We start from the raw sequence: 25165 nt of genomic DNA, 5'->3' as shown, positions 1-25165 counted from the left end.
AGCTTGCTTGTGTATCAAGTATGCTTAAGTTGTTTTAAATTGCATTTTGAGGAGAGTGTCATGAAGGAAACTAGCTTTCGCTCAACAGCGTCATTTGGAAAGCGCCAGGAATATGTAGCTGTAGCTGAGCTCCTTAAGAGGGGCTATGATGTTTACATGACTCTTGTCGATGATCAGCAGATTGATTGCATCATTCGACTTCCAACCTCTCCGCCGCAGTATATTGATTTGCAAATCAAAGCGCGTTCTACAGCCGCAAAAAATGCAAGTACGTTTTCTGCTATGGAGATTAGAGAGCCAAGGGAAAACTTCTATTTCCTCTTCTATTCAGAGGCGTGCGATACTTACTGGGTAATGCCGTCCTTGGAGCTCATTGAGAAAGCAAATCAAAACAAGAGCGGCAAGAACGCTGGGAAGTACAGCATTGTATTTGCGAATGAAAATGCGGCAGGTAAGTGGGTCCCTAGGCCTAAATGGAAGCAATACGAGAATGCCTTTAATCTTCTGTCTTTAGCTTGCGAAAAGTCAGAAGCTGAACTTGCTTGATGTATTTGCTTTAAACCCAAATGCCAATCTCCGCATCCACGTCTTTGTCAGCTGTTGTTCGATCACCCCAACCCGCTCATAGGCGTGGATGAAGTGGGCCGCATCACTCATGATCCCGCAATGCTTGGCGATTGCAGCATCTTTCATCCGAAACAGCAGAATACAGCCAGGCTTGATATCCTCCAGAGACACCGGCAGCAGCCACTTGCTTGCCCCTTCCGCTAGCACTTCCACATCTCCGGCTTCCCCCCAATCCCGTGTATAGGGCGGGATGTCAGTTGGCTCGTCACCAACAACCTCACGCCAGACACCGCGAACGAGCCCAAGACAATCACAGCCCACGCCGCGAACACTGGCCTGATCGTGATAGGACGTTCCGATCCAGCGCTGAGCAGCAGCAACAATGCGCTTTGCTTGATCCTTGTTCACAACGGCTCACCCTTATGCCCACGACTAGTAGCGGCATAGCGGATCAGCGTGTCATTGCCGGGAATGTGCGGGAAGCCGCGATAGTTATCGCCGTTGCTGAACTTTTCCAGACAAGTTTGCCAGAGCTTGTCACAGCCGGCCTTAATCTGGAAAGTATCTCCAATAGTAAACCGTCGCACCGGCGCTTCCAGCAATGTGATGATGGTAACGCCAGAGATGATCTCATGGCGGGAGACTTCTACCTGCCGATCTTGGTTCTCGCCACTCTGCCAGTTAAGCAGGCCAAGAGCAAACCAGTCAGCTGCAAATTCATCTAAGCCAGAGACGACAAAGCCACGATCGCTGATGAGGCTGGTGACGGTGCCGGTAGTGCTAAGTTCAGGCGCTTCCAGATTGACCTTGCAGCGGTTGTCACCAAGAGCTGCATCGCAGGCATTCTGGAAGGTGCGGCCTACGCTTTGCTCCAGCACATGGGCCATGCTGCGCACCTCGGCGACAAAGGCGGTTTTGCCGCGCCGGATTTGGCCGATGGATCCGCGCCGCATTAAAACCCGGTCTTCAGCGTTTCGCCAGTTGACCCGCCATACCTCTACGCTGGCATTGTCCCAAAGCCCGGCAAAGATATCGGGCTCGGAGATATGGTCGGAAGATAGCACCCCTTCGGCTTCCTGAGCATCAACGGCAAGATCAGAAGAGGCACGCAACTCTGATGGAATGAGCCCGGTCTCCGGTTCAAAGCTGGTGCCATCAAACTGAAGTGTCAGATCATGATCGGTAAAGCCAAAGACCACACCGTCTTTGCGGATCAGCCGCCAGCACCAACACAGGGTGGTGGTGCCGCTGGCAAGGTGAGTTGCCAGGTCTTCCGAGAGCTTCTTCATGTGTCAGGTGTCCCGAACTTCAATGAGCGGAATAGAGGTGATGGACCCGAGGCGCTCCAGGTCTAGCGTGATGTCGATGCTGTCGGTGTCAAAGCGGCAGGGCACATCAAACTCAAAGCCTGCGGTGATGACAGCTCCTGCTGTAGGAGCGCTATTGAAGTTGATGAGACCAGTGGCAAGGTCAGCTGTCCAGCCGCTGGCTTGCGTGAGGCCATTCACTGCAATACGGATATTATCGGCAACAGGCTTTGTGATTGTGCGCCAGTATCCAAGCGCCTCAGTGCCGTAGAGTTTGCGCAACTGGAATGCTGCCTGCGTGCCATCCCCAACGCCCAGCTGCTGATCCAGAGGTGTGATCGCTCTTGAGGGCATGGAGCTTTTATAGTCGGCCCAATCCTTGAAGCGGAAAGCATAGAGCCTTCCATTGCGTGCTTCAAAGAAGGCAATGACCTCTTGCAGTTGGTCATTGCTGCGAATGCCAAAAGCAACATCATATTCACGCCGGGAGTTGGCCCAGGAGGCATTACGCTCCTCATTTCCAGAGTAAAGCTCAACCACTTGCGTGCGGCGGCGCGGTCCACCGCGGGCTCCGCGGCTGATCTTCTCCGGGAACCGCACATCATGAAAGACCATTAAAGCCCTCGGCGACCGCGAGCCACCACCCGCTGAATGTCAGCTGCCACCTGTGTTCTGGATTGGCGAAAGGACTCTGCATCGCGGGTTTCGATATTGACGATAACGGGCGGCATAGATTGTTGTTGCTGCTGCCTGCCACCTCTGAACTCATCAATGATCCGCTCTTGCGGATGCATCAGCGCGAGGAACCCGCCGCGGCCATCAAGCCCGCCGGTGCGCGGGGCCGAGCCCGTATGCCCACCACCGGCAAAACTTGTCGTCGGCGTCAGGAGCGACTTGAAGAAGCCAGACAGCAGGTTTTGCAGACCGCTGGATGGATTGCTCAAGCCCGCAGAAAGCCCCGAGGCAATGGGTCCAAAGATAAAGCGCCGGGCTGCCAGCTTGGCCATATCGGCAATGAGCGAGGTGATGAGGCTTTTAAACTCCAACTTGCCGGTTTGAACGAAGTTCGCAATGGCTTGCTCGCCATCTGAAAACACTTTGGCAATGCGATCGCCAAAGGCAGCGCCAATATCGCGGGCACTGGCCACATAGGCCTCGATTGATGCAAGTGCTGCCTCCCATCCGACCTTGGCCTCTTCTGCAGCTTTTTTGACTGCCTTGCCGGTTTTATCTGCCGTTTCAGCAATGCGGCTGAGGGCGTTCTGGACAGCGCGGGTTTTGATGGCAGAAAACAACTCACCCATGGGATCTTGCTTCGCGATTTCAGTAACGAGCTCATCCAGCGCTCTGGAAGCAGTCGCGACCTGATCGGCATAAGGATTGGCGATCTGCTCAATCTGGATGTTTTTGAGCTGGCCAATACGGAAGTTTTCATCAAGGCCTGGAATATTGGATAGAACCCGATTAGCCGCTCGGCTTAGCGTGTTAAGGCCCTGGGTGGTTTTGCGGATCATCAGATTGATACCACGGATGACTGCATTGGTGGCTCCGATCATGAGTGCTGCAAAGGCAGCTGGCAATTGCTCCCAGATGGTGGTGATGATCTCATAAGTGATCTTCATCTCGTTGATGATGAAGTTACCGGTTGCTTTGGTGGCAGCCACCACACGGGTCCAGGCTGCTTCAAACCATGGAGCAATCGCATTGATAAGAGGAGCGACCAGCGCATTAAACCCGTCACGGATGAGTTGCCAGACCGCCAACAAAGTATCACCCATGGTGACAGACACATCGGTGGTCTGGTTGATCTCATAGGTCAAACCTGCAAGGGCAGCTGTCACCACACCCACGGCAACAGCCACTGGCCAGAACCTGCGCGCCACACCGACAAGAAGGGATCTTAGATCTTTGAAGGCTCCAGAGACGCCGCCATTACCAAAACCATAGATCTGGGCAATCTGCGTGCCTTGCTGGGCCAGCACCAGAAACGGGTTCTGCCCACCGGCCAGCGAGACGCCAATATCATTCACCTGAAAGAACATCTGCTGCAGGCGCAGGGTCGCACCTCGCGATGCACGGGCCATACGGGTGATAGCCGTTGTTCGGTTCTTAAGGGCGGCAATGCTTTGCAAGGTCTCGCTGCGTTCGCGAGAAATAGCAGCTGTCATCTCATTTGCAGAAAGCGCGCCTTCCAGATGGGCGGCTTTAATCTCTGAGATGGCTTGCCGGTATCTGCGGATCACACCAAAGACAGGATTGTATCTGGCCCGTAGATCATCAAGTGCCTGGCCTTGGGCGAGAAACTCTGCTGTGGTTTTGCCAATCGCGGGTGTCACGCCGCTCATACGATTGATCTGATCAATCAGCGGTGTGGTGGCTGTTGCCGTTGCTCTGAGGGCATTGGCTGATCGCGCAGCTTTTGCGGCAAGCTGTTCCAATTGTTCTCGGCCTCTGGCAACAGCTAAAGAGACCTCATCAAGTCCCGCATTAGCAGCCTCGCTGGCCGAGCCGATCTGGGTAAGAGACACACTACCAGTCTTGCCGATGGCAGCCAGATCATCTTTGACGGCTTTACCGCCAATAGCTGCTAGCCTGACAGAGACCTTGCGCTCAACCATCCGCCTGCAGCCTCTCGTTAATCTTGGCACATGCGATCTGCTCGATCTCGGGCAGGATCAAAGCTGCCAGATATGGATTGGCATCAAGATTATCAGCAAGCTTTAAGGCAGCTCCCATGTCCCAGCCCAGAACCACATAGCCGTTCATGGTGGAGATGGTGCGCACCTGACCGCCCAGTCTCATGACGACCTGCCAGAGCCGGCGGCCTTCCTGGCTTTGCGGCTGGTGTTGTTTTTGCGGGCAGTCTTTGCATTTACTGGGGCACGCGCTGCAATACTCTGCGCCGCCGCTGAAGTGCCACTCAGCAAGGGCGCAGAGACGTTTTTTTCTTCAAGTATATCTTTGTCTACCTGAAGCCAATATTGCATGTAGTAAAGCAACCAAGCATCGGCAATTTGTGGGTGCCTCAGAAATGCTTCGATGTGGTCAGGTGTCAACTTTGCCTTAACGCCAGCCTCTTCTTCCACACCTTCCCAGTCACGAATGACTTGCTGTGCAACGACTAGAGACAGAACACGGGCAAGCCTGGTGGCTTTGCCGGGCTCGATCACCTCAGATAGAGGTTCGTCACCGGCAAGAGCGATCAATCGTTCATCCTCTCGGGCGGCGTCCATGATGTCGGTGATGGCGGGATCGGCCAGTACCCGAATGCCAGCTTCGGGGATGAGGTCATACCATTTGGGCTCTAAGCTAAGATCAAGGCGCATGGCAGTCTCCTTGCCGCGTTTTCCCGAAAAGTGGTCCGGTTTTCGGATAAGAAAACGATCTAAACAGATGGGTTGTCATAGGAAGCAACATCGTTCTTAAGCATGATTGTTGCCATTCGGCCCAACGCCTCGTCACGGGCCGCTTGCCAGGCAAAGCTCACCTGAACACCGCCGGGTCCTTCAATGGCAAGCTTAGGCTTAGGCAAGTAAACCGCCTGGGCGACAAGCTCAAAGTTGGTGTCATTGCCCAGCGCATAGCGGAAACTCAGTTTGCAGGGTTCTCCAGCAAGTGCTTGAGACAAAAGCGTCTGATCGGCAAAGCGCACATCGATGGTGCCGGATAGCATGGCCATAGCCGGATCTGCGTCATCAATCATGCCATCTCCGCGGATAGTCTCGATAGGCTCCAGATTGTTGGTATAGGTGATCTGGCCAGAAGTGATGTTGCCGAGTTGAGTATCGTTGCGCAGGATGGACCCGCTAAAAGAGCCAAACCGCTTGAGAGGCAGTTGCTCCAGATCACCGGTGTTGGAGGTGGTGCCAGTAACCTCACCTTGAGCAATCAGGTTGACGGTGGCCGTTACCAGTCCTGAGCGCTGCATGGTCCAGTTGATGGAGTTGGCACGGCATCCTGTGTTCATCGCAAAGTAGGGTACATCCGGCATGCCCACCTCAATGGCAAGACTGGGCAGGTCCCATTTACCACTTTGAAACTCATGCGAGTAGGGCGCTGCAGAACCTGTTGTCTCTGGTGCGCCGAACAGCGCCTTTAGCCAGATGCCAAGATAGCGCACATCAATGGGCACGCTGATATCGCCTTCCGTGGTGATGGCGTCTTTGACCGGCGGGTAGGGATCGCGGCCCTGACCCAGAAGCTCGCTTTCCAGCAAGGGCTGCTCACTGCCAAGGTTGGAACTGGCAAAGGGCATCTTCCAATATGAGCCCGCAGCTGGAGCGGTGCCATAGGTTGTTTCAAAGGCAGCTGCCAGAACAGAGCGGGCACCTCGGGCACGGGCCATAGGTCTTCCTTTCTATGCGAGGGGATCGGAGGAAGTGTAGATGAGCTTGATGGTGATGGTTGCAGCCTTGATGGCTTGCGTGCCTTCCAATGCCAGATCAATTGGCGCTGGAGCTTCGGCCTCCACGTAATCGCACAGACCACTAAGACTGCGATCGGATGCAATGGCAGCACCTACCGCCTGCTTTAGCGTATCAAAGTTGGCATCCCGCACCTCAGCCTCTCGTGCCTCAACCAGCAAATCCACGTCCGCGCGGTGCTCATAAAGGTATGAGGGCGGTGACAGCGTTACTTCCGGCTCACCCGGATCGCCATCGCGCAGGATCAAGAGACCAGCCTCAGGGATGCGTTCAGGATAAGCGTCATTACGCAGGAGTTTTACGCCTGCAGGCTTGTTGCTTTGCAGCATCTCGAACAGAGCTTTCAGCACTTGCTCAGAGGTGCTCAAGTTCATCACCGATCTTTCCAGTTGGCAACAATCAGGCCGGGCAGACGGCTTTCCCAAAGCTCGGTGTCACGGTCGAGATCCAGGCGCTTCTTGAGTTTGACCTGGGGCACCAGCAAAAACACCGGGATGGTCTGAGCGCCAGTCAGGATACCGTCTTTTCGTCGGCGACCACCTTTCTTGCCAATGCGTCCGCGTTTGGTAAAGCGGGCGTCGTCAGCGACCAGTAGCGAGGGCTGTCCACGCCGATAGACAAAGCGCAGGCGAATGCCGGTACGCCGTTCAAAGCCACCAGGCGTAATGCGTTTGTTTTGCGGTCCGCGCATTTTGGCGGCAACGCCAATGGGAATGGCAAGAAAGAAACCGTCCTTGGAGCGGATAAGAATACCGCGGTCATGGGCATCCACCACTTTGCTGGCCCGGCTGTAAACTAGGCTGGCCGCTTTGAGGCTTGTGCCGCGTAAAGGATAACTCTGCTGGCGGATAGTTCGGGACAGCTTGGTGCCAAGGCCCGCGCTTTGGATTTGTGCACGCCAGTCGTCTTTAAGGCCCTTGCCAGCAGCGCGAATGCCTTTGGTGACAGCGTTTTCGGCAAGCTCCAGCTCCTTTACCATCAGGTCTTCTGAAGAACCTTTGACGCTGATGAGAAGCTTCATAAACTGGCAGCTTCCCCTTGCCAGATAAGATGTTCGCGGTCTCGGCCAGGCTCGCCAGTGATCTCATAGACTTGTCCTGATGGTGTTCCGTCGTCGGCTAAAAGCTCGAAGGTATCGTGTTTGGATAGCTCAGGGACTTCGCTTACCCGCATATCAATGAACATGGCATCCTGCCGAAACCTGCCGCCATTAAACTGCTGTAGGGCATCGGGGGAGCGTAGGATAACGCGAACTAGCAGGCCACCACCTTCGCCTTGGCTGCGGTAAAGCGCAGTGCGGGCCATGCTATCATCGGCAAAGATCAGATCAATGGCTGAGGAGAAGAACTCCATCAGCCAAACGAGCCGTTCAGCCGTACCTTGCCAAGAATATCGGTGGCCCCACCACCAACGGCTTCAATTGCTGCACCGATAAGCGTGTTATCTGTAGCAACATTGGTGCAGTGTTTGGCTGTGTTGTCCCAATAGACAGCGGTGCCCAGGCTCCACGCCTCCGACGGGGCTTTGGCGAGCTCATAGGTGCCCACAAGGTTCAGTATACCGCTTGCGTTCTCCGCTATATCGCCCGCGGCAACACCGAAGATGGTGCCGAGTAAGGCGCCGCTACCGGAGCTAATCGGTGCGCCTGTGTCATTGGTGAACGTAAGTGTATTTCCCTGAGAGATGAAGTTCTTCATGGGCTATGACCTCTGGGTTTCGGAATAGGGCAGCATCGCGGTTTTACTCCCACGAAGAGTATGGCAAGCTGAGACTGTTGTTGTAAAACACTGCAAGAGGTATCCGACCATGTCAGCGCTAGCTGTTATTCGCAGATTGTTGCCAGAATTTGGGACAACTTATGGCCCTCCCGATGATGGCCCGTTTCCTGCGATACTAATTCTACATGGATCTGAGGGGAGCAGTTCCGGCTGGTCGCATCGAACCGCAGCTATTCTTGCTGCTTCAGGTTTCCTCTCATACCCGCACGGGTACTCTGTTGGTGGCAATGCGTGGAATGCTGGGGCGATCGAAGATGTCGAACTAACGCGCACCGTCGATGCCATTCACGCTCTTCGTGAGTTTGAAGCATGTGATGGTCGGGTCGTACTATACGGTGTCTCACGAGGGGCTGAGCATGCATTGCTCGTCGCATCGCTTATGGCTCAAAAAGAGATAGATGGACGACCCGACGCAGTTGCTTGCCTTGCTGCGCCAGACGTTGTGTGTGGAGCATTTGATGCAAAGCACTTTCGGGACGCCGGTGACCCCGGCTGGCAGGTGTGGGATTGTGCGCGTCGTGCATGGTGCTGGAATGGTGATTCTAGCAATCTGTTACCGACCACACCGATACCAGTTGAAGCTTTTCCTGAACCTCTGTTTCTTTCTGCTGGCCTTAAAGATCTCACTTGGTCGCCTGAAATGACACGCCGACTGGAAACTCGTCGAGAGGAAAGCGGTTTGCCTGTAGAGGCTCACTATTACGCAGAAGAAGGTCACGTGCCGGGTAGTGATGGAGAAAATCTACACCATAGTTTGCTGATCGATTTTCTGGAACGAAGTCTAGCTCTCAAGGGTGAACAGGCCTGCTCTGATGCTGAACCCTCAGTATGTTGAACTTGCTGATATTGCAAAGAAAAATATCCCAAACTTTCAGTACGTTACGCCGCTGCGCCAGGGTTCTTATAGAGCCCGCGGTGGTCAATGGCCTTGGCGGCAAAGTCATGCCTGGCCTTGATCTCAATGCCGTCGACCTCAAAGCCTGTGCGGGTTTCAGTAAAGACACCTTCCTGGCCCTCCAGATAAGCAAACTCCACTGTATCAATACGAGCCGGATCCGCAGCCATGAACCAGGGATCCTGTCCTGATGCCGGGATCAGGCGCGGTTCTTCTATGGGTTCAAGGCGGCCAGCATAAGCATTCACATCCGCGGTGTTGGCCGGTGTGGTGGCCGTGATCTGCTTGCGTGCTTCGACTGACCGCGGGCCGGGCGGTGTGATGATGTAGCGTGGCTGCACCGAGATCAGCCTCCCTTCAAGCCCCTTGTGCAGGCCAAAGGCGCGGTAGGCAGCGGTGAGGGACGTTTCATCAATTCTGGCTGCAGCGCCCAGATTGTTATGCTTTGCATGAAACAACGCAGTCCCATCCTGCATCACCGGATTGTCCTTGAGGATAGCGTAGACAATGTCGCTTTCCAGATCAGCAGCTGATGCACCAAAAGAGCGCGGGATCCGGGTAAAAGCATCCAGATCATCATTTATCAGTGCCTGGCGAGTGATAGCGATGATCTTGCCGTAGGTGGCCAGTGCATAGACTTCTTTGCCTTCGCCCATGGTTCCGTATTGGAACTCGCCAGATTCGAGCACTTTTTGTAAGTCTGGCGCGCCGCCAAGCTGGGTGCGCTGTACGGGTTTGAAGTCAACGATGGTTGTACGCCGGGCCCAGGGGCGGAAGGTGCGCGGGGTGATGTCATAAGCATCGCGCAAAGTCTTGCCGGCCACATTGGCAAGAATGGCCGGAAAGTCAGAAGTGGCGTGATAACCTGCAGAGCGCATGGCAAAGGCGGCAGTGGCCAACTCCATCTTACTCATGCCAAGGGTGCTGAAGCCGCGCCGCTCCAGAGAATGACGGGCAAGTTCCAAAAGTGTCATGCCACGAAACTGCCGAGCATCCTCACCAAGTTTGTTGAGATCAGGCGAAGCGCGGTGTTGCAGCGCATTGGTGAGGGCATCGCGATAAGAGATCTCTCGAGTGTCTTGTTCTCGTGCTTCTGCTGGGGCAGGCTCTGTGGTTTTGCCTTTGAGCGGATCAGCCTCGTAGATCTTGTCGAGGATTTCTGATCGGGCGGTCTCCAGGGACACGCCGCGGGCAATCAGATCATCAGCAAAGCTATCTTCCAGTTTATGTCGCCGGCACAGTTGTGTGATGGTGCTGACACGGGTGCGTTCTTCAGTGCGCACTGCCTCCGCATTGGGCTCTTCCTCAGGAGGTGACGCTGATTGCTCTGGCGTTTTCGGAGGATCGGTTCTTACTGTATCTGTTGCAGGTTTGTCATTGGGCGTATCTGGCATCACGGACTCCTTGGAGGGCGACGAGAGGTTCAAGTTGCGAACAAGCGTGCAGGGACTGAACGAAGGCGCTATCTCATTTGAGCTTCGGGTTTGCGCACCCGGATCAGCGGGAATAGCAACTGCTGAGACTTCCAGAGGCTCCCAGTCGGTGGCACGCCAGAGTTCACGTTTGCCTTCTTGTGCTGTGATCTCATAAGTGTGGACGCGGTAGCCAACGGAAACACTGCGCACGGTGCCTTCCAGGATACGCTGGACAATGCCTGAGGCATCAGGTGCGTCTGTCAGCCGGATGGTGGCAAAGCCTTTCCCGTCTTGAAGACGCACGGAGCCTGGAACAACAGAACCCAGCACATTCTCCAGACGCCAGGCATTGTGGGAATTGAGGAACGGGGCACCGGCATCCAGCCTCCCCAGGCGAACGGACCTCTCATCCACCTGCAGCTCTTCATCGTATTCAACAAGCTCATCCCAACCTTCCCAGCGCATGCGCTGGACGGTGGCACCCGTGGTCCAGACAATCTCAATGGTGCGTGCCTCGCGGTCTACGCTATCTGCACGCACTTCTGCAGCCCGCCCCAAAAGCGGCAGGCCTAACGTTTGCTCTGGCATCAGGTTTCGTCTTTCGCTGTGCTGCTGGATGGTTCTGGTTTCGGACCCGTTTCGAGGTCAGCTTGTGCAAGGCCCGCGCGGGACATCTTGCGTGGATCGCTGTCGAGGACCAGACCGAGGTCATCGGTTTCCTTGAGGAACGCTGCTTGTTCTTCCACCACCTCGCGTGGATCATAGCCACGCTTGGCAATTTGCTGGGGCAGGGAGGTGAAGCCTGATCTGGTCTCGATAAGATCGGTTTCAGCATCCTGCTTGGGATTGACGCTTTCAAACTTGGGCGGTGCCCATTCTGCCGGTATGTCCGGCGTATCGGTAAGACCTGCGGTAAAAGCGGCCTCAATAAACCAGGCCCAGATACGCTCGCAGAACATCGGGATTATGATGTGCCACTGCACCTGATCGACCATGCGGCGGAACTCATTGAGGCCTGCCCGGTTGGAAGAAAAGTTGGCCTGACTGAGGTCACCCGTCATCAGCGCATAAGGCATCCGAAAACCCGAGGCGATGATATGCATCTGCACCCGGTTCCACTCTGCAATACCGCCAGAATGACCTGGTGTGTTAAAGCGAATATCCTTGCCACCCCGTGCATAGGCGATCATACCGGGAGAGAACTGTTCGATCTGGTTGCCGTCAGCATCTTCAACCGTGGGCGCAACAGAGGCTCCGCCATCGCCGTCTTCGCCCAGCACCACGCCGACTAGGCAGGCTTCGGTTTTCTTGCGCACCATTTCGGCAAGCTGCCAATCACCTAGATCCCGAAGCGCTGTCATGGCGGGCGTTCCCCACGGCACACCGCGTGACTGCACCCGCTGACGCTCAAACAGATGTGCCACCATGTCTGCCGGTATGCGAATGGATTCCAACCGGCGCGTGAAGGCAGAGGTGGTGTCTCCCGGATGATCTGGAAACATCCAATAAGCGGTCCGCCTGCCAGCCTTGTCGTATTCAATGCCTTGGCGAATGGAGTTGTCTTTGGCTTCACTCAGCCGGGAGGTATCCAGATGGTCGGCCTCGCGAAGCTCAATCTGCAAGGGCACCTTGCCTTTGGAGCTGCGCTGAGGGCGTTTGAGGGCAAAGACCTCACCGCCTTCAATCATCTCACGCACGGCCAGGCTCAAGAGCCCATGAAAGTCCGTATGACCATGGGCATCGCAAGCCTTTGCCCATTCGTTCCAAAGCTTGTCGATCTTCTTGTTGCGCGCTTTGTTGGATGTGGCCGCCCGTGGCCTTATGCCGGGGCCAACCATGTTGTTGACGAGCACCTGAACCGCTTGGGCTGCCAGTGGATTGTTGCGGACAAGATCACGCATGCGCTCCCGCAGAAGACCGCCTGCTGCTGTGATCTCACTGTCAGCTGCTGTATTACTGGAGCGCCAGCCGTCGCTCAATCTACCCTTTTGCGCCCCTTCATACAGTCGGCGTAAATTGGCAAGGGTGGCGCGGCTGGCATAGCGCTTTGCGGCGCGCGTTGGTGAAAACAGAGCCAGCGCCCGATCACTCCAGGTAAAGGATACCTGCACCGGCTTGGTTCTCATCGGATCTCGCGGGTGAACCGGGCAAAGCCAGCTACAGGTTTTTTCTTGCCGCTTGTTGCTGCAATTTCCGCTTCAATGATGCGGATCCGGGCAAGAAGCTGGGCACCGCTATCGTACTCAACTGTCTTGCCTTCATAAGAAACACGGGTGGCACCAGCTGCATAGGCTTTCTTCAGGGCAGCCAATTCTGCTGGCGTCCAGCTCATTTGAACCAGTTCCTCTGTTGTTTCCCAAACCAGGTGTTCTGCTTGGCCTTGCGGGAGCGTCGCTGGCGGCGCGGTTGGCCCGCAGGTTCTGGGGCAGATTGCTGCGCTTGTTTGAGCTGGGCTTCCAGGTCCTGCCAGCGGCTTTCATCCCAGCGGTCAATGCCAAGCAGCCAGGCCACAGCTCGGGCGTAGACGCGGCTATCCAATGCCTCGTTTCGTTCTCGGGTTTTGACCCATTCTGATTTGGCAAATCCGGTACGTTTGTTCTTGCGTTGAACCAGCTGCTCGGCGGTGATCTGCTTGAACCATTCAGCACTGACACCCTGACCCACGTGGATGAAACCATCGGGATAGGTTTTGCCAAGGGCAAGATCTTCGTCGGTGGGTACATTCAAGCGGAAATAGCGATAGGTCTCCAGTTTGAAGACGGAAACCGCCACATTCCAAAGAGCCACTCCGCGGGAGATTTTGCGCCCTCCCTCAGTCACGTCCACATAGCTGGGGCCATCAACGGGCGCGATGCGATCGAACCCGCCACGGCCCTTGAGGGCAATCACCTGGCCGCGGCCCATCTTACGCACCCAGGCATAAACGGAATCCACCGTCATGCCGTCACCCGTATCAATGCCCACACGGGCGAGGGACATGGGTACACCGCTCTCATGCGGCCAGGTGCTGGCACAAAGCTCGGTGAGCTCAACCCAAACGTCGTCCTTTGTGACATCGCCATCCAGAGTGATGTGATCGATTAGCCAGCTTGTTCCACCTCGGCCCCAAGCCCAGATATCCGCTTCCAACCGTCCAGCACGCTGCACATCAACGCCCATGGTGAGAACCAAGCCACCTTTCGGAACAACGCCAAGCTTGAAACTTTCCCGGCGCTCATAAAGCTTTTGCCAGTCAGGGGCTTCGCCTTGTTCTTCCCAGGTCTCGCCAAGGGTGGTGTTCTTGAATGCCTTAAGAAGCGCATCCTTGCCTTGCGCAGCTTCCCAGGAGCGCGCAATTGCCTCCCAGGACAGCCAACCAATGGGCGAATACAGTCCCGAGATATGAAACCCGACAATCCCAGCCTCATGGGCTTTGTGGATCAGTTCTGGATCTGCGGTTGGTTGCCAACACGCGCCATTCTCTGGATCCATCATCCATGTCTTAAAGCGCTCCTCGATTGAAGCATCGCAATGCTCACACAGGTAGCGTACAGAACGCGGGGTGCCCCAATCCCATTTGAGACGTTCAAATTTTAGAACCTGTAGACCCAGACAATGGGGGCAGGGCACGAAGTAGCGGTTTTGATCACTTAACTCGAACTCTGCTTCGATACGCGAGGCCCCTTTGATGGTTGGCGTGGAGGAGATGTAGATCTTCTTGCGCCGGCCAAACGTATGTGTACGCGCTTCCGCCAGGGTGACCGGATCACCTTCCTCATCAAGGTCATCTTTGTAAGCATCCACTTCATCCAGATGTACATAGCGGATTGGCATGGACCTGAGGCCCGCTGCTGAGTTGCCACCGGCAATGAAGAGATGCCCGCCAGGATAGCTTTTCTCCAGCTGCGTGTTTCCGCTGTCCCGTGATTTAGCCGGCGCCACGATGTCTTTGATCGTGGGTGTCGCCTCGATCATGGGATCGACCCGCTGGCGGGAAAACCGCTTGGCAGTGGTCTCATTGGCTTGCACGGCTAAAAACGGACCAGGCGCCACCTCCATGGTGTGCCCGATCCAGTTGATGCCGGCCTCCGTCGCGCCCACCTGAGCGGATTTGGCAAAGATGATTTTCTGGGCCCAATGACTTGGCGACAGTGCATCCATAATAGCGCGCATAAATGGGGTGCGCGAACTTGCATATTTGCCGGGCTCGGCAGCCCCTTTTGAAGACAGATAGCGTTTGACATCAGCCCACTGCGTAACCGTAAGCGCTGGATCTGGTGCCAGTCCCGAAAGCCAGGCGCTTTGAATGTCACTTGTGCCCTGATACTCACCCACCGAGCTCTATCTTGATTTCAGAAAGCCGGGCTAAGTGGTCGCGAATAACCTCATCAAGCAGCAGCTCCATCTTGTGGGCATCGACGCCAAGCTCGGCGGCCATATTGGCGGCAACACGGGCTGGCAGTTGCAGCCATGAATCTCGCTCTTTTCGTGCCAGATCGAACACATGGTTCACCGCCGCCCGGCGGTCGATGAGTTCGCCCTTGAGCTGTTGCAAGAGTAACTTAGAGCGCTGTGCCTTCAAAGCTTCATTGGCAGCACGGGCCTTGGCGTATGTTATGCCTTGCGAACCGCCGATGGGATCTGCGCCGTCGGGAATTGAAGGGGCGGTAGACGGCTTGATTGGTTGCCGTTCCGAGCGCTTGGGCTGTCTGCGTTTCGCGCTGTCTGTTGATGCCGCCCACTGCGCATCCGCTTTAGCTGGATCAATGCTGCCATCGGCCTCTAGGGTGATCCTGGCAGATTGGATTGCTTTGCGCACGGCCATGTCTGTCGCACCGGGTAATCCCAAAGCTTTGCGATGCTGCGCATATGCCCGCCGAGATAATCCCATAGCTCCAGTCCATGCATTTGCTGTTCAAGTTAGTGAATGAGTTCAAGTACTTACAAGAGTACGGATTTCGTCAAAGCTGCGGCCATCACCGGCGAGCGTCGCTTGTCTGCCGGTGTATTCCTGCCAGCGAGTAACGATCACATCGCAGAATTTCGGATCAAGTTCCATCAGCCGTGCTTTGCGCCCTAGCTTTTGGCAGGCAATCAGTGTGGAGCCTGAGCCGCCAAAGGGATCCAACACAAGATCGCCGTGCTCAGTTGAATTCTCTAGCATTTGCTGGATCAGAGATACGGGCTTCATTGTCGGGTGCTCCGGGCTTTTCACCGGCTTGTCATGATGGATGACGGTACTATCGACAGAGCGCATGGTCATATGCTTCCCTTCAACGATGACCACCTGATCACCCAGATCAATCTGCAGACTGCCATCGGGCATTACTCGCAAGAATTTGCCATCCGCCTCGAACACAGTCGTGTTTGTGCGTCCGCCATACCAGCTATGAGATGCTCCAAGTTTCCAGCCGTAGAGGATAGGTTCGTGGCGCCATTGATAGTCGGCATGTCCGATAACTAGAGCAGGCTTAACCCAGATGAGGCAGCTGGAGAGCTTGAAGCCGGCTTGGACAAAAGCACGGCGGAAACTTACCCCTTCGGTCTCTGAATGTGCCACATAGATGGGCGCACCACCGCGCATGACGGATGCGGTAGAGGAAAATGCATCCAGCAGGAACTTACGGAAGGCGTCTTTGCTGAGGTTGTCGTTCTCGATCTTTCCTGCCACGCCCTCGTAGTTCACGTTGTAGGGCGGATCGGTCCAGACAGCATCGATCAATGCGCCATCGCACAACATGCCCATCTGATCTGAAGACGTGCTGTCGCCGCACATGAGGCGGTGTTCGCCCAAAAGCCAGATGGAACCTGGAACAGACGCATGAACTGGCTCTGGTGAGGGAACATGGTCCTCGTCACCCAGTGGAGGTGGTGGAGTATCTTCGCCTCCAAACACTAAAAGTTTGCCAAGCTCCTCATCGGAAAACCCCAGCACATCCAGATCGAAGCTGTCGTCACAAAGCGCAGCCAATTCCTCGCGAAGCAAGGCCTCATCCCAACCGGCATTTTCCGCGATCCTGTTATCGGCAATGACGAGGGCGCGACGCTGCACTTCAGACAGATGTGTGAGCCGGATAACTGGGACTTCTGCAAGCTTCAGTAGTTGTGCGGCCAGCAGGCGTCCATGACCAGCGATGATATTGTTGTCAGCTCCAACTAAGATTGGGTTTGTAAAACCAAACTCAGCAATAGAACTTGCAATCTGGGTAATCTGCCAATCGGGATGTGTTCTTGCATTGTGCACATAAGGTACCAAGGCCGCTATTGGCATCATCTCAACTTGCAAGTTATTCTCCTACTAAAGGCAAGGGGAGCTAATTGCAGCATATTGTTTTTTGTTATGTGCTTAGAAATTGAGATGAGGGGCTATCGTGTTTGAAAAACACGTTTCACGTAAGGTTTATCGATATCCCTCATCGAGGGCAGCTCAGTTTCTAAACGTGGCACTTTGCTTGAATGCTTCGGGAACTGAGCAAGACTGGGAACTCGAATTATCTAACGCTGAGCGCATTGACGAGTTTGTTGCGTTTTATCTTGAGCAAGAATTGGACTTTGAGATCAAGCAAGCACTTGCATCTTTGATAATTTCCTCTTTCGAGGATGCTGACTGGCATTGTGAAACAAACGCTCAGTTGTGGACATGCTTTCGAGGTTTAGCTCACTCTGAGCCTCATGTATTCGGTGCGGTGGTGCGATACTGGGTATGGCTAGGATCAAGATCAACTTGTCTGAGCGGGCAACTAAACGAGCTTCAGGTTGAGCTTTATGCGTATGCCATAAAGTAATGAATGCTTAGCGCGGGTGCGAACCTGAAGGTGCGAACCCAAAACTTAAGGTTCGCACTCCGAGGCGAACTCTATGATTTGAGTGTTATCTCAAAATCTTTCGATCTTACAAAAGTTTGAGCCGGCTATGTTGCGATGCCGCGCTCTCGTTCGTTTCCGCTAGGTGCGAACCGCGAACCCAAAGTGCGAACCCAAAAAAATCCTGCGCAACTGGCGATCTGGTGCGCAAAGCCCCACCGCATACGATTGCGGCCCGGAAGGACCCAAAAGCTGGGGTAGAGGATGCATGGTATGGGATTGTGCCGAGGATATTGCACGGCTTGACTGCGATTGGAGGAGGAGAGCACGGCACCACTGAGCATAGCGATAATCTGCCCGAACCAGTCTGTTTCTGTCGCGCCAGAAGTGCAGGGTCATTTGTTGGGGAGTGCGGTAGGACGCAGTTGAACCCAGCCCAAAGCGGTCGCGAGACGGTAGGAGCCGGGAATAGACGGCATCAGCAAGCAAGGCACCTCTTGTTTGAAAGCGCGCACCAGCCACACTAAGTGGGCACTCATGCACCCACGAGATCAACGGTATGACACCTATAAGCCCTTGTTTGTGCGGATGGGTATCGCATTACGCGGTACCCAGATAGGAGCGGGTTAGCCATGTGTAGAGAGCACAAGCGTCAAGAGGAGCAAGCGCCATGCACGTCACGTACATCTACACAGAACACCCCCAATGGGGTTCCGATATCCTACGCTACACCAACGAGGAAGTCCGCGAGATCTTTGGTGATGAGCTTGCCGAGGAGCTGTGGGCCGGCAAGATTATCCTACACAGAGGCGGTGCCTACCTGGACATGCTGAGTGCTGCCAGGGACAAACTGGCCGCTGAATTGGAAAGCTAAGCCTGCCCATCCCACAAGAAGCCTGACCCCGCCAGCGGTGCGGGGTTGCAGTCGTGAACGGGCAGAGTGCCCGCTGAAACGGAGGAAGGGCTATGAGAACCAGCACAATCAGAATCGCAGCACATGATTTAGCCAAGGCGGGTTTTAACGCAAATCGACCATATGAGGCCTGTGATCCGATTGCCGTCGCACTCGACGACAAAGCCGCGGTCAAGGCACGGGTCAATGCAGACAGCATGACGCTCACGGTGGAAGTGAATACCAACCAGCTTCTTGACGCGGTAACCACACTGCGAGGGCTTGGGCTGATTTGAGCTAGACAGATCTCAGGATATGGATTGGAACCCCGCACCACGCGGGGTTTGCCTTTTGGCAAGATTGGTTCAGCCAGAAGATTCGTTTGAGGCAAAGGAGGCGTGGGCACCCCTTCCGGGTCTCTAGTGAAGTCCCTTCCCGGTCTATGGATGATCATTGGAAACTCAGGTCAAACTCAAAAAAGCCTGAGAGGCACTGCGCCTCCCAAGCCAGGATATTCCATGAGAGGCAGAACCTCTCAGCATTCCAATGATTTTTAGTCTTTTGAGACTTCCAGTGCGCAAGGTTCAAGCAGATCGGAGATCCTCTCGCTACTTGCCTGCGCATTTTCTATGTGATTGCGCACAGTATCAAACAGCGTCAGCAACGCTTCATATTCCTGGGTGTGCTCCATGCGTTCGCTCATCACCACGCTCATGGAATAGACTAGATTTTTGAGGTGGTTGGTTGATAATTGAAGCTGATCCACTTCATTGCGAAGGGACGTATGGGCACATTTCTCTTTACCAGTTTCTGTCATTTCAAGCCCTCTACTTTGGGTGTTGAACAACCACTCAGCAGAAGGTTTGTGACAACCCACTGGTGAGCGGGAGGTTCACAACCTGCAAGTAGACAGGCGGGTTTATTCCCCCGCGAAGGGGTATTGTATTCACCGCCCTCCCGCCCATAAGCGAGAGCTTGCGTAAGGAGGGCTAACTCCAAACACAAATTGACCGCCGAATAACGACAGCGGTGACCGCTACTTGAAAGAGGTTGTGATGCCTCAAGAGGACCATGCGATGAATGTGGCAAGGTGTCAATGCAAGGAAACCGAATTCCTCCACAAACCCATAGGATTAGCGGGTGAGAGACGATCTTTGTCGAGGCACTGTATTTCTGAGCTTTATGACATTGGTTGACGGATGACGGTCTTCCAATTCTCAGGAGCTGCTCTGCGAATGTCCGTAAGGTAAATCTCATGGTGCTTGCCGCGTAAGCGTTTTCCGTTCTGATTTATGAAAGTATGCACCAGTTCAATTGTAGGTCCTTCTTCGGAGAAGGGACCAACATGCAACGTCTGGGCAGTCAGGCCTTCGTGAAAGGTCTCATATCGAATCTTGTTAATCGCGGGCAAGTCCTTCTTAGCTTTGACTTGGTCTACCGCTCTTTTCACCAGATCTCGGGTTATGAGCTCAGGCTGCATGATCATCATCGTCCATATCCAGTTGGATTTGTTGTCATTGATGAAGTCAGACATGTCGTCGGCCCACCACAAGCCCTCGAGCGGCATAACTCCATAATCAATGCCAGTATTGCTCTGTTTGATCATGAACTTGAGAGTATAGGAAACGGAATAAAGCGCCTCAATTGCTTCGCTGTAGATTTTTGAACCAGGTTCGCCCTTGCCGTCAACCATGAGAAAGTTCATGGCGGGAACATCTACCTCAACAACATGCTTTGCTGAGGGTTTGTAGAGCACTTTAAGCTCCCGCTTGTAATCAATTTTCAACATGCAGCTGCATCCTCAATTTGGGAACCATCAGGCGATTTTTGTAAAGTACACCAGTTGCACGCTTCTGATATATGGGGCTTCCCAATTCTTGCTTTCTTGAAAAGTAAAACAGGCCAGTGTGCAAATTTGAATCACATCATTCGTTGAATTGTGCTGGGGACTAGGTAGAGCCCTTCAGTTTAATTTGTATGGTCAGAACAGCAGCCACAGCACGGCGATGGGCGGTGGAGCGAGTAAGCCCGACCTGAATGCAGATGGGTCGCCAGCGGTAACCTTCTGCCCGCATCCAGAGTATTTTTCTATCATCAGGTTCAGGAACGTATCGTAGCCAATCGATGGCTTCTTCCATGCGCTGAATGTCTTTGGCGCTGGGCACTGTTCGGATTTGGGTCTTGTTGTAGCCATAAGCCTCATGAACATCATGGATGACTTGCGGCCAGGTGTTGCCGTCCCGCCTTGGTGTAGATCTTGGCGGATTTGGAAGCCGTCGTAACGTGCTGGCCGCAAGCTCAAGCCGGTCGACGATCTGTGTGGTGGTGAGCACCATACGACCCTCTAGGTGGATGCTTTTGAGGTGACTTGCGCTTCCAGTACGCTGTGCAGCACGCGGATGTGGAAGTTCCGCGCTGCCATGATGGGTTCTGCAAGGGTGATCAATTGACCGGGTGTGGGAGCAATCGTTTTGCTGCTGCGTCGCCAGGCTTGACAGGTGGCAAAGATCACATCGGTTGGATAGCCGCCCAGATCTTGAATCCAATCCTCAATCAGTTGTGTGATGGCTTCGGGTGAGAGTCGCTTTTGCGGATAGTGATTGAGAAGCTGACCAACAGCCAGGCTCACTGGTTTTGATCCTCCAGGCGCGTTGGCCTGTGTGAGTGTACTGAGCAGTTGCTCTAGTTCCTCAATTTCTTGAGCCGATCTTGGTGCCTGCCTCCGTTCTGGCCGGGACGCCATCAGCTGCTGCAAGAGCCTCATTCCAGGCTCTCTGCCAAACATGGGAAATGGATTTTTTGCGCTTGGAGGGTTCATGGGATCGAACAGATTGCTCATGGGATTTCTCCTTGGATTGAAGGACCGCCTGTGCTTGAGGTTTTGCCCGAAGTTGTTCACAGCCGGCGATTTGGGGGTAAGGGGGAAAAGGTTCTTTTGATGGTTCTAAATGACGGTTCAAGGGGGGCACCACGTGCCGGTTGGTAGCGGCACCAGATGCCGGTTGGTGCGGCACCACGTGCCGGTTGGTGGTGGGGCCTTCCGGCACACCATGCCGCTTGTGTGTTCTCGGTTTGGTCACCTCTAGATTTTCTAGGGCAGGGTGATCATTTTGATCGGGGATGGCCTTGCGTCCGTCAAAGCCAGTAAGGACGAAAATATCGGACCTGCGAGAGCCATTGGCACGGCGACGTTGGTAGCGGGTGATCAAACCCAGCGCTTCCAGATCATTCAGGCAATTGCGCAGCTTGCGCTCCGAGCAGCAGCACGCCTCCTGCAGTGTGGCTTGCGAGGGCCAGCACAGGCCGTACTCATCTGCAAAGTTGGCAATGGTGACCAGCACAAGCTTCTCGATCGGATCGGAAACTTGAGAACACCTATAAGCCCAGCTGATTGCTTGAACGCTCATAGGTTCGAAATCCTGTTCTCACGGATTTCCTTTTGCTTGAGCCACTCGATGACAGATGCGCGGCGGTAAAATACCCGGCGCCCGGTGCGCACACACGGCGGGCCAATGCGCATGGTCTGCCAGCGGCCCAGCGTATCAACACAAACGCCGAGCTCTTTGGCAAGCTCGGCGCGTGTCATCCAACCATCAAGTATGGCCCTGGGTTGTGTCTGTTCAGGTTCAAGTTCCGGGGTAGGGACGTTGTCTTTCATGTGCTCCTCCAAAGCAGAACCGCTCGGGCTCAAACGGTTTGCGGAAAAGCTAAGCATGGAGAGCAAATGGGCGTATAGGCGTTCAAAGGCAGTGAAAGGCGTTCATAGGCGTTCAAACATTAAGGCAACGCCTATTGAGGACAACCGAACCGTTTCCTGAGGCTGCTCCCCCGATGCATCGGAAGCCTCAAACCAAGGGCTGCAACTGCCCCTGTGAGTTCATGAAGATTTGGAATATCCCATAGATATCAATGGTCAGTTTTAGAATTCGAGTTGCCGCAAAACCTTGCAGTATTTCAAACAGTTAATGCCCTGGTCAAATCAACTCTGCCGGGCTGAGTGCTGGCCTGTTGTTAGCTGGTAAAGGTCTTAAGTTTTGCTGGAACTAACCTGACTTAAACGGCAGGCTGGATGCGAACTACATGCGGTGATGTGTTCTTTGATGAGGCCCAATAGAAGCTGGATGCCACAGGAGTCTAAAACTGCCTAGGGCTTCACTAGCCAGTAGCAGGCCCGAGCGTTTGCCTCGTGCCTCAATTTTTCTTCATGATGTTTGGTGTGCGTGAGGAGGAAGACCAATGGCGCTGCCATCAAAGGAGTATTTTACAGTTTTTGAAGCTGAGGCGCGCTGGGGCGTGCCGCTTGCCACCATTGCAGGTTGGGCGGAAGCACGGCGGTTTCGCCTTGTTACCAGCACGCCATTGGTTGTGTGCGGGGCACAAAAAGTGTGTGGGATGGTCGAGCTGTGCGGATCGGACCTGTTCAAAATGCTGGGAACCGCGGGAGTGCCTGCACGCGCCTGCCTTGTGCACCGCGTGATCCCTTTGCGCAAGAAAGGTGCTGAACTGCTTTATGTCACCTGCCCAAGGCAAGGCCTGGCCGTGCAGCCCAATGAGCTATGGATTCCAGCGACTGATCTCTATCGCTTTGAAGAAAAGCATGGCCTTAGTCAGCGTGGTGGTCAAAGCGGTGATCGGGGTGGGCGTGAGCCTAAATATGACTGGGAAGGGATGTGGGCACCGCTGTGTGTCCATCTGTTTACACAAGGTGTTCCAAATACTTTGAATGAGCTCGCCAGTGCGATGCAGGACTGGTTTATTGAGGCCTCTGCAAGCGGAGAGGCGCCTGATATGAGTACCATCCGCCGCCGTATTCAGCCTCTTTGGCAGGCCCTGAAAACGGCGCGGGAGAACTAGCATTTAAAGATGTTGCGGAAAGAACGGGCGGCGTTGAAGCAGGTAGTTGAGGTGGAAGCGAAGTAACCTGTTGTGTGTGTTGAGATGGTTTGGACTTTACATAGCCAGCGACTGCATTGACGCTTTCGCGTAAGGGAGACTCCATTAAGTGCGCATAGCGCTGAGTGGTGCTCATCTGAGTATGACCCAGAAGCTTGCCAATGACTTCCAATGAAGCTCCACCGGAGACAAGCAGGGAGGCAAAGGTGTGGCGCAGATCATGAATGCGCACATCACTGATATCTGCTTGCTTCAAGATACCTTGCCAGTAGCGGCGCATCTCATGAACAGGTTTGCCGGGCACATCACCTGGAAACAGCCAGAGGCAGTCCTTGGGCACAGCACTTTGACGGCGTCGTACAAGATCGGCCACCTCAAGTGATATGGGCAGGCGGTGCGTGCGGCGCTGTTTGGTGGCAGCAGCTGGTTTGAGCCATATGAGCAGGTCCAGGTTGAACTGTTCAAAGCGGGCATGGCGCACCTCGCCCAAGCGTGCCCCGGTGAGCAGACACAGACGGATGACATCAGCTCCGCGCGTATCCGTGCTGTTCTCCAACGCCGCAGACAGACGGTTGATCTCGTCCAAAGACAAGAACCGTTCACGAGCATTTTCTGGACGCTTGTGGAACCCATCTGCAGGATTGTCTTCCCGCATCTTCCACTGCACCGAAAGATTGAACATCTTGCGCAGGATCTCGCCCAGCCGATTGGCGCGGATCGGGGTAGGCTTGGGTTTGTCCTGGTGCTTTTGTTTACTTCGCTGCTTGTTCGTCCTGGCAGGCCGATGACGCCCGCTTGCCACCTGACACAGCAGCTTGTTGACATCTGCTGAACAGATGTCCCGTACGGGCCGGTTGCCCCATGTCGGCAGCACCAGCTTGGTCAGCATGGAGATCTGGTCTGCCTGATTGCGTTCTGCCAGCTTGGGCAGATGCTCGTCCTTATAGCGCTCAATAAGATCGCTCACATGAGGGATAACCCGCTCTGCTTGCCGGTTACCCAGCGGATCGCAGCTGAGTTCAATCTCCCGGCGGATGGTCTTGGCCCGTTCGCGGGCTGCCACAACACTCCAGGCAGGCCATTGGCCGATGGTGTAACGGCGCTGGCGGCCTCCCACCCGATAGGACAGGTTAAACGCCTTGGTGCCGGATTTGTAAATCACCAGAGCAAAGCCGGCGACTACACTGTCAAACAGTTAGTATTGCCGAACCGTGGGCTTTGCGTTGCGAGCAATCTTTTCTGTAAGGCGCTGACGACCTGGCACAATCCATTCCCCCTCACATGACATCCAAGTAATGCGTAGTGTGTCAGCCCTTGCAAGATCCAAGTCTCATGGTATGGCGCGCACACTTGCAGGAAGCGTAAGAGGAATAGGCTCTGGGCGTATAGGCGTTCATAGGCGCTCAAAGGCAATGAAAGGCGTTCAAAGGCAGTGAAAAATAGAAGGGGTGCGCGCAGGACGCCAAATCAGGAGAAAAATAACCCCCGCGAAAGAACTGGAAGATGAGGTGCGATAGGCTGAGCTGCCAGCTTCAGCCAGATTGCATGTCAGGCTTAATCATGAGCAGTATTCATCTGAAAGCAATTCTTCGCTGTCAAAGGCCACTATCTACTCTCCTAAGAGGAACTGTTTTGGAGGTCATTTGTGGCCTGAAGCCCCCAAATACAGCTCGAAAAGGACCTTGTCTGTGAGTTCTTATTCCGATTTCCCCTTATATTTCAGGGGCGAGCCAAAAACGGCCGGGCTGGGCCAAAAATGGCCCGATGATTTCTCTGGTTTATCAATAGCATAGCTGATTTGTTAAGGTTTTATTAATTTTCTGGGCCAGAAGTAGCCCAAATTTACGTAACGGCACTAAATTTGCAGCGCTGCGCCGCAGGCAGCTTTGCGCGTGTTCTAAAATAAATTTCTCTTGTTATTTCAATAGGTAAGTCCGACCAAGTGAGTTTTACGCGACTACTTTCCCATTCTGGCATGCAAGTTGCAGTTGTGTTGGTACGCAGCTGCAGACTGGTGTCTGGGGCTGTGGCCCATTGTTGTCAAATGGGGTTCATTTATTTGTTTTGCTGCGTCTGTCCGCACACGGAGGGCGCTCACCAGGAGCATACTATGCCAACACCCGCTTATATCACCATTGAAGGGTCAACTCAGGGTCCAATCACTCAAGGCGCGTTTACTGAAGATTCCGTCGGTAACGTGTGGCAGGAAGGC

Annotated in this window: 30 protein-coding genes and 1 pseudogene; 7 read left to right on the top strand and 24 right to left on the bottom strand. The window is 54.4% G+C overall.

Annotated features, from left to right (window positions below; all coding sequences use genetic code 11):
* The first annotated feature begins 60 nt into the window (after nt 1-60).
* A complete protein-coding gene (locus PsAD37_RS17240) occupies nt 61-546 on the top strand; it encodes a hypothetical protein (RefSeq protein ID WP_063297207.1) in 486 nt (161 codons plus the stop codon).
* Here PsAD37_RS17240 and PsAD37_RS17235 read toward each other — a convergent pair.
* From PsAD37_RS17235 to PsAD37_RS17185, 11 genes are read right to left on the bottom strand one after another with little or no spacing between them, the layout of a single operon-like run.
* Entirely contained in the window at nt 526-975 is a 450-nt protein-coding gene (locus PsAD37_RS17235; RefSeq protein WP_063297206.1) for an NlpC/P60 family protein, read from the bottom strand. The genes PsAD37_RS17240 and PsAD37_RS17235 overlap by 21 nt on opposite strands.
* Complete coding sequence (locus PsAD37_RS17230) at nt 972-1856, bottom strand: DUF2163 domain-containing protein (RefSeq protein WP_063297205.1); 885 nt, start codon at nt 1854-1856, stop codon at nt 972-974. The genes PsAD37_RS17235 and PsAD37_RS17230 overlap by 4 nt, the downstream gene beginning before the upstream one ends.
* A 3-nt stretch (nt 1857-1859) precedes the next feature.
* The gene (locus tag PsAD37_RS17225) at nt 1860-2489 is read right to left on the bottom strand and encodes a DUF2460 domain-containing protein (RefSeq protein ID WP_063297204.1); all 630 of its coding nucleotides are present in this window, start codon (nt 2487-2489) and stop codon (nt 1860-1862) included.
* Nucleotides 2489-4492, bottom strand: coding sequence for a phage tail tape measure C-terminal domain-containing protein (locus PsAD37_RS17220; protein WP_063297203.1), 2004 nt, complete (start codon nt 4490-4492; stop codon nt 2489-2491). The genes PsAD37_RS17225 and PsAD37_RS17220 overlap by 1 nt, the downstream gene beginning before the upstream one ends.
* Nucleotides 4485-4676 carry a hypothetical protein gene (locus tag PsAD37_RS17215; RefSeq protein WP_063297202.1) on the bottom strand — a complete coding sequence of 64 codons (192 nt, stop codon included), beginning with the start codon at nt 4674-4676 and terminating at the stop codon, nt 4485-4487. The genes PsAD37_RS17220 and PsAD37_RS17215 overlap by 8 nt, the downstream gene beginning before the upstream one ends.
* Complete coding sequence (locus tag PsAD37_RS17210; RefSeq protein ID WP_063297201.1) at nt 4673-5200, bottom strand: hypothetical protein; 528 nt, start codon at nt 5198-5200, stop codon at nt 4673-4675. The genes PsAD37_RS17215 and PsAD37_RS17210 overlap by 4 nt, the downstream gene beginning before the upstream one ends.
* A gap of 59 nt (nt 5201-5259) precedes the next feature.
* Entirely contained in the window at nt 5260-6219 is a 960-nt protein-coding gene (locus tag PsAD37_RS17205; protein ID WP_063297200.1) for a phage tail tube protein, read from the bottom strand.
* 12 nt (nt 6220-6231) lie between these two features.
* Nucleotides 6232-6672: a hypothetical protein gene (locus PsAD37_RS17200; RefSeq protein ID WP_063297199.1), complete on the bottom strand. Its 441-nt coding sequence runs from the start codon at nt 6670-6672 to the stop codon at nt 6232-6234.
* Nucleotides 6672-7319, bottom strand: a complete 648-nt coding sequence (locus tag PsAD37_RS17195; RefSeq protein ID WP_063297198.1) for a DUF6441 family protein — start codon at nt 7317-7319, stop codon at nt 6672-6674. Before PsAD37_RS17195 ends, PsAD37_RS17200 begins: the two co-directional genes overlap by 1 nt.
* Nucleotides 7316-7651 carry a hypothetical protein gene (locus PsAD37_RS17190; RefSeq protein ID WP_063297197.1) on the bottom strand — a complete coding sequence of 112 codons (336 nt, stop codon included), beginning with the start codon at nt 7649-7651 and terminating at the stop codon, nt 7316-7318. The genes PsAD37_RS17195 and PsAD37_RS17190 overlap by 4 nt, the downstream gene beginning before the upstream one ends.
* The gene (locus PsAD37_RS17185; protein ID WP_063297196.1) at nt 7651-7995 is read right to left on the bottom strand and encodes a DUF2190 family protein; all 345 of its coding nucleotides are present in this window, start codon (nt 7993-7995) and stop codon (nt 7651-7653) included. Before PsAD37_RS17185 ends, PsAD37_RS17190 begins: the two co-directional genes overlap by 1 nt.
* Before the next feature lie 109 nt (nt 7996-8104).
* On the opposite strand from PsAD37_RS17185, the gene PsAD37_RS17180 reads away from it, so the two are divergent.
* Nucleotides 8105-8911 carry a S9 family peptidase gene (locus PsAD37_RS17180; protein WP_063297195.1) on the top strand — a complete coding sequence of 269 codons (807 nt, stop codon included), beginning with the start codon at nt 8105-8107 and terminating at the stop codon, nt 8909-8911.
* Nucleotides 8912-8955: 44 nt separating this feature from the next.
* On the opposite strand, the gene PsAD37_RS17175 is transcribed toward PsAD37_RS17180, so the two are convergent.
* The 6 genes from PsAD37_RS17175 to PsAD37_RS17150 are packed head-to-tail and all read right to left on the bottom strand — an operon-like array spanning nt 8956 to nt 16651.
* A complete protein-coding gene (locus PsAD37_RS17175; protein WP_063297194.1) occupies nt 8956-10974 on the bottom strand; it encodes a prohead protease/major capsid protein fusion protein in 2019 nt (672 codons plus the stop codon).
* On the bottom strand, nt 10974-12512 hold the full coding sequence (locus PsAD37_RS17170) for a phage portal protein (RefSeq protein ID WP_063297193.1): 1539 nt from the start codon (nt 12510-12512) through the stop codon (nt 10974-10976). The genes PsAD37_RS17175 and PsAD37_RS17170 overlap by 1 nt, the downstream gene beginning before the upstream one ends.
* Nucleotides 12509-12718 carry a phage head-tail joining protein gene (locus PsAD37_RS17165; RefSeq protein WP_063297192.1) on the bottom strand — a complete coding sequence of 70 codons (210 nt, stop codon included), beginning with the start codon at nt 12716-12718 and terminating at the stop codon, nt 12509-12511. The genes PsAD37_RS17170 and PsAD37_RS17165 overlap by 4 nt, the downstream gene beginning before the upstream one ends.
* Nucleotides 12715-14700: a phage terminase large subunit family protein gene (locus tag PsAD37_RS17160; RefSeq protein ID WP_206600082.1), complete on the bottom strand. Its 1986-nt coding sequence runs from the start codon at nt 14698-14700 to the stop codon at nt 12715-12717. The genes PsAD37_RS17165 and PsAD37_RS17160 overlap by 4 nt, the downstream gene beginning before the upstream one ends.
* On the bottom strand, nt 14693-15256 hold the full coding sequence (locus tag PsAD37_RS17155; protein WP_063297191.1) for a hypothetical protein: 564 nt from the start codon (nt 15254-15256) through the stop codon (nt 14693-14695). Before PsAD37_RS17155 ends, PsAD37_RS17160 begins: the two co-directional genes overlap by 8 nt.
* Before the next feature lie 42 nt (nt 15257-15298).
* On the bottom strand, nt 15299-16651 hold the full coding sequence (locus PsAD37_RS17150; protein ID WP_084407915.1) for a site-specific DNA-methyltransferase: 1353 nt from the start codon (nt 16649-16651) through the stop codon (nt 15299-15301).
* Nucleotides 16652-16736: 85 nt separating this feature from the next.
* On the opposite strand from PsAD37_RS17150, the gene PsAD37_RS17145 reads away from it, so the two are divergent.
* The 3 genes from PsAD37_RS17145 to PsAD37_RS17135 all read left to right on the top strand — a co-directional run bounded on the left by PsAD37_RS17145 (nt 16737) and on the right by PsAD37_RS17135 (nt 18356).
* Nucleotides 16737-17150: a hypothetical protein gene (locus PsAD37_RS17145; RefSeq protein WP_063297190.1), complete on the top strand. Its 414-nt coding sequence runs from the start codon at nt 16737-16739 to the stop codon at nt 17148-17150.
* 688 nt (nt 17151-17838) lie between these two features.
* A complete protein-coding gene (locus PsAD37_RS17140) occupies nt 17839-18042 on the top strand; it encodes a hypothetical protein (protein ID WP_063297189.1) in 204 nt (67 codons plus the stop codon).
* A gap of 92 nt (nt 18043-18134) precedes the next feature.
* Nucleotides 18135-18356 (top strand): hypothetical protein, encoded by a 222-nt coding sequence (locus tag PsAD37_RS17135; RefSeq protein WP_063297188.1) that lies wholly within the window; start codon nt 18135-18137, stop codon nt 18354-18356.
* A gap of 257 nt (nt 18357-18613) precedes the next feature.
* Here the strand turns inward: PsAD37_RS17135 and PsAD37_RS17130 are convergent, their stop codons facing one another.
* The 6 genes from PsAD37_RS17130 to PsAD37_RS17105 all read right to left on the bottom strand — a co-directional run bounded on the left by PsAD37_RS17130 (nt 18614) and on the right by PsAD37_RS17105 (nt 21718).
* Nucleotides 18614-18877: a hypothetical protein gene (locus tag PsAD37_RS17130; protein ID WP_063288940.1), complete on the bottom strand. Its 264-nt coding sequence runs from the start codon at nt 18875-18877 to the stop codon at nt 18614-18616.
* Nucleotides 18878-19240: 363 nt separating this feature from the next.
* The gene (locus PsAD37_RS17125) at nt 19241-19849 is read right to left on the bottom strand and encodes a GyrI-like domain-containing protein (RefSeq protein WP_063288939.1); all 609 of its coding nucleotides are present in this window, start codon (nt 19847-19849) and stop codon (nt 19241-19243) included.
* Between the two features lie 160 nt (nt 19850-20009).
* Nucleotides 20010-20396 (bottom strand): DUF6362 family protein, encoded by a 387-nt coding sequence (locus PsAD37_RS17120; RefSeq protein WP_063297187.1) that lies wholly within the window; start codon nt 20394-20396, stop codon nt 20010-20012.
* A gap of 8 nt (nt 20397-20404) precedes the next feature.
* The gene (locus tag PsAD37_RS17115) at nt 20405-20689 is read right to left on the bottom strand and encodes a hypothetical protein (RefSeq protein ID WP_063297186.1); all 285 of its coding nucleotides are present in this window, start codon (nt 20687-20689) and stop codon (nt 20405-20407) included.
* A gap of 61 nt (nt 20690-20750) precedes the next feature.
* Nucleotides 20751-21467, bottom strand: a complete 717-nt coding sequence (locus PsAD37_RS17110) for a helix-turn-helix domain-containing protein (RefSeq protein ID WP_063297185.1) — start codon at nt 21465-21467, stop codon at nt 20751-20753.
* Nucleotides 21464-21718 carry a helix-turn-helix domain-containing protein gene (locus PsAD37_RS17105; RefSeq protein ID WP_063297216.1) on the bottom strand — a complete coding sequence of 85 codons (255 nt, stop codon included), beginning with the start codon at nt 21716-21718 and terminating at the stop codon, nt 21464-21466. The genes PsAD37_RS17110 and PsAD37_RS17105 overlap by 4 nt, the downstream gene beginning before the upstream one ends.
* A 578-nt stretch (nt 21719-22296) precedes the next feature.
* Between PsAD37_RS17105 and PsAD37_RS28135 the strand changes: the two genes are divergently transcribed.
* Entirely contained in the window at nt 22297-22914 is a 618-nt protein-coding gene (locus tag PsAD37_RS28135; protein WP_153039784.1) for a hypothetical protein, read from the top strand.
* Here PsAD37_RS28135 and PsAD37_RS17100 read toward each other — a convergent pair.
* A complete protein-coding gene (locus tag PsAD37_RS17100; protein WP_342633583.1) occupies nt 22814-24118 on the bottom strand; it encodes a tyrosine-type recombinase/integrase in 1305 nt (434 codons plus the stop codon). The two genes, PsAD37_RS28135 and PsAD37_RS17100, sit on opposite strands and share 101 nt — an antisense overlap.
* A 945-nt stretch (nt 24119-25063) precedes the next feature.
* On the opposite strand from PsAD37_RS17100, the pseudogene PsAD37_RS29515 reads away from it, so the two are divergent.
* A pseudogene (locus tag PsAD37_RS29515) lies at nt 25064-25165 on the top strand (type VI secretion system tube protein Hcp); the annotation flags it as partial.

Source organism: Pseudovibrio sp. Ad37 (genome assembly GCF_001623075.1).
Lineage (GTDB): Bacteria > Pseudomonadota > Alphaproteobacteria > Rhizobiales > Stappiaceae > Pseudovibrio.
Note: the sequence above shows the minus strand (reverse complement) of the source record. Positions and strands in the feature narration are given on the sequence as shown.

Bases quoted from the DNA above. Each gene is read 5' to 3' on its own strand.
- PsAD37_RS17240 (WP_063297207.1), top strand. From the start codon at position 61: ATGAAGGAAACTAGCTTTCGCTCAACAGCGTCATTTGGAAAGCGCCAG.
- PsAD37_RS17230 (WP_063297205.1), bottom strand. From the start codon at position 1,856: ATGAAGAAGCTCTCGGAAGACCTGGCAACTCACCTTGCCAGCGGCACC.
- PsAD37_RS17225 (WP_063297204.1), bottom strand. From the start codon at position 2,489: ATGGTCTTTCATGATGTGCGGTTCCCGGAGAAGATCAGCCGCGGAGCC.
- PsAD37_RS17220 (WP_063297203.1), bottom strand. From the start codon at position 4,492: ATGGTTGAGCGCAAGGTCTCTGTCAGGCTAGCAGCTATTGGCGGTAAA.
- PsAD37_RS17215 (WP_063297202.1), bottom strand. From the start codon at position 4,676: ATGAGACTGGGCGGTCAGGTGCGCACCATCTCCACCATGAACGGCTAT.
- PsAD37_RS17210 (WP_063297201.1), bottom strand. From the start codon at position 5,200: ATGCGCCTTGATCTTAGCTTAGAGCCCAAATGGTATGACCTCATCCCC.
- PsAD37_RS17205 (WP_063297200.1), bottom strand. From the start codon at position 6,219: ATGGCCCGTGCCCGAGGTGCCCGCTCTGTTCTGGCAGCTGCCTTTGAA.
- PsAD37_RS17200 (WP_063297199.1), bottom strand. From the start codon at position 6,672: ATGAACTTGAGCACCTCTGAGCAAGTGCTGAAAGCTCTGTTCGAGATG.
- PsAD37_RS17195 (WP_063297198.1), bottom strand. From the start codon at position 7,319: ATGAAGCTTCTCATCAGCGTCAAAGGTTCTTCAGAAGACCTGATGGTA.
- PsAD37_RS17190 (WP_063297197.1), bottom strand. From the start codon at position 7,651: ATGGAGTTCTTCTCCTCAGCCATTGATCTGATCTTTGCCGATGATAGC.
- PsAD37_RS17185 (WP_063297196.1), bottom strand. From the start codon at position 7,995: ATGAAGAACTTCATCTCTCAGGGAAATACACTTACGTTCACCAATGAC.
- PsAD37_RS17180 (WP_063297195.1), top strand. From the start codon at position 8,105: ATGTCAGCGCTAGCTGTTATTCGCAGATTGTTGCCAGAATTTGGGACA.
- PsAD37_RS17175 (WP_063297194.1), bottom strand. From the start codon at position 10,974: ATGCCAGAGCAAACGTTAGGCCTGCCGCTTTTGGGGCGGGCTGCAGAA.
- PsAD37_RS17170 (WP_063297193.1), bottom strand. From the start codon at position 12,512: ATGAGAACCAAGCCGGTGCAGGTATCCTTTACCTGGAGTGATCGGGCG.
- PsAD37_RS17165 (WP_063297192.1), bottom strand. From the start codon at position 12,718: ATGAGCTGGACGCCAGCAGAATTGGCTGCCCTGAAGAAAGCCTATGCA.
- PsAD37_RS17155 (WP_063297191.1), bottom strand. From the start codon at position 15,256: ATGGGATTATCTCGGCGGGCATATGCGCAGCATCGCAAAGCTTTGGGA.
- PsAD37_RS17140 (WP_063297189.1), top strand. From the start codon at position 17,839: ATGCACGTCACGTACATCTACACAGAACACCCCCAATGGGGTTCCGAT.
- PsAD37_RS17135 (WP_063297188.1), top strand. From the start codon at position 18,135: ATGAGAACCAGCACAATCAGAATCGCAGCACATGATTTAGCCAAGGCG.
- PsAD37_RS17130 (WP_063288940.1), bottom strand. From the start codon at position 18,877: ATGACAGAAACTGGTAAAGAGAAATGTGCCCATACGTCCCTTCGCAAT.
- PsAD37_RS17125 (WP_063288939.1), bottom strand. From the start codon at position 19,849: ATGTTGAAAATTGATTACAAGCGGGAGCTTAAAGTGCTCTACAAACCC.
- PsAD37_RS17120 (WP_063297187.1), bottom strand. From the start codon at position 20,396: ATGGTGCTCACCACCACACAGATCGTCGACCGGCTTGAGCTTGCGGCC.
- PsAD37_RS17110 (WP_063297185.1), bottom strand. From the start codon at position 21,467: ATGAGCGTTCAAGCAATCAGCTGGGCTTATAGGTGTTCTCAAGTTTCC.
- PsAD37_RS17105 (WP_063297216.1), bottom strand. From the start codon at position 21,718: ATGAAAGACAACGTCCCTACCCCGGAACTTGAACCTGAACAGACACAA.
- PsAD37_RS28135 (WP_153039784.1), top strand. From the start codon at position 22,297: ATGGCGCTGCCATCAAAGGAGTATTTTACAGTTTTTGAAGCTGAGGCG.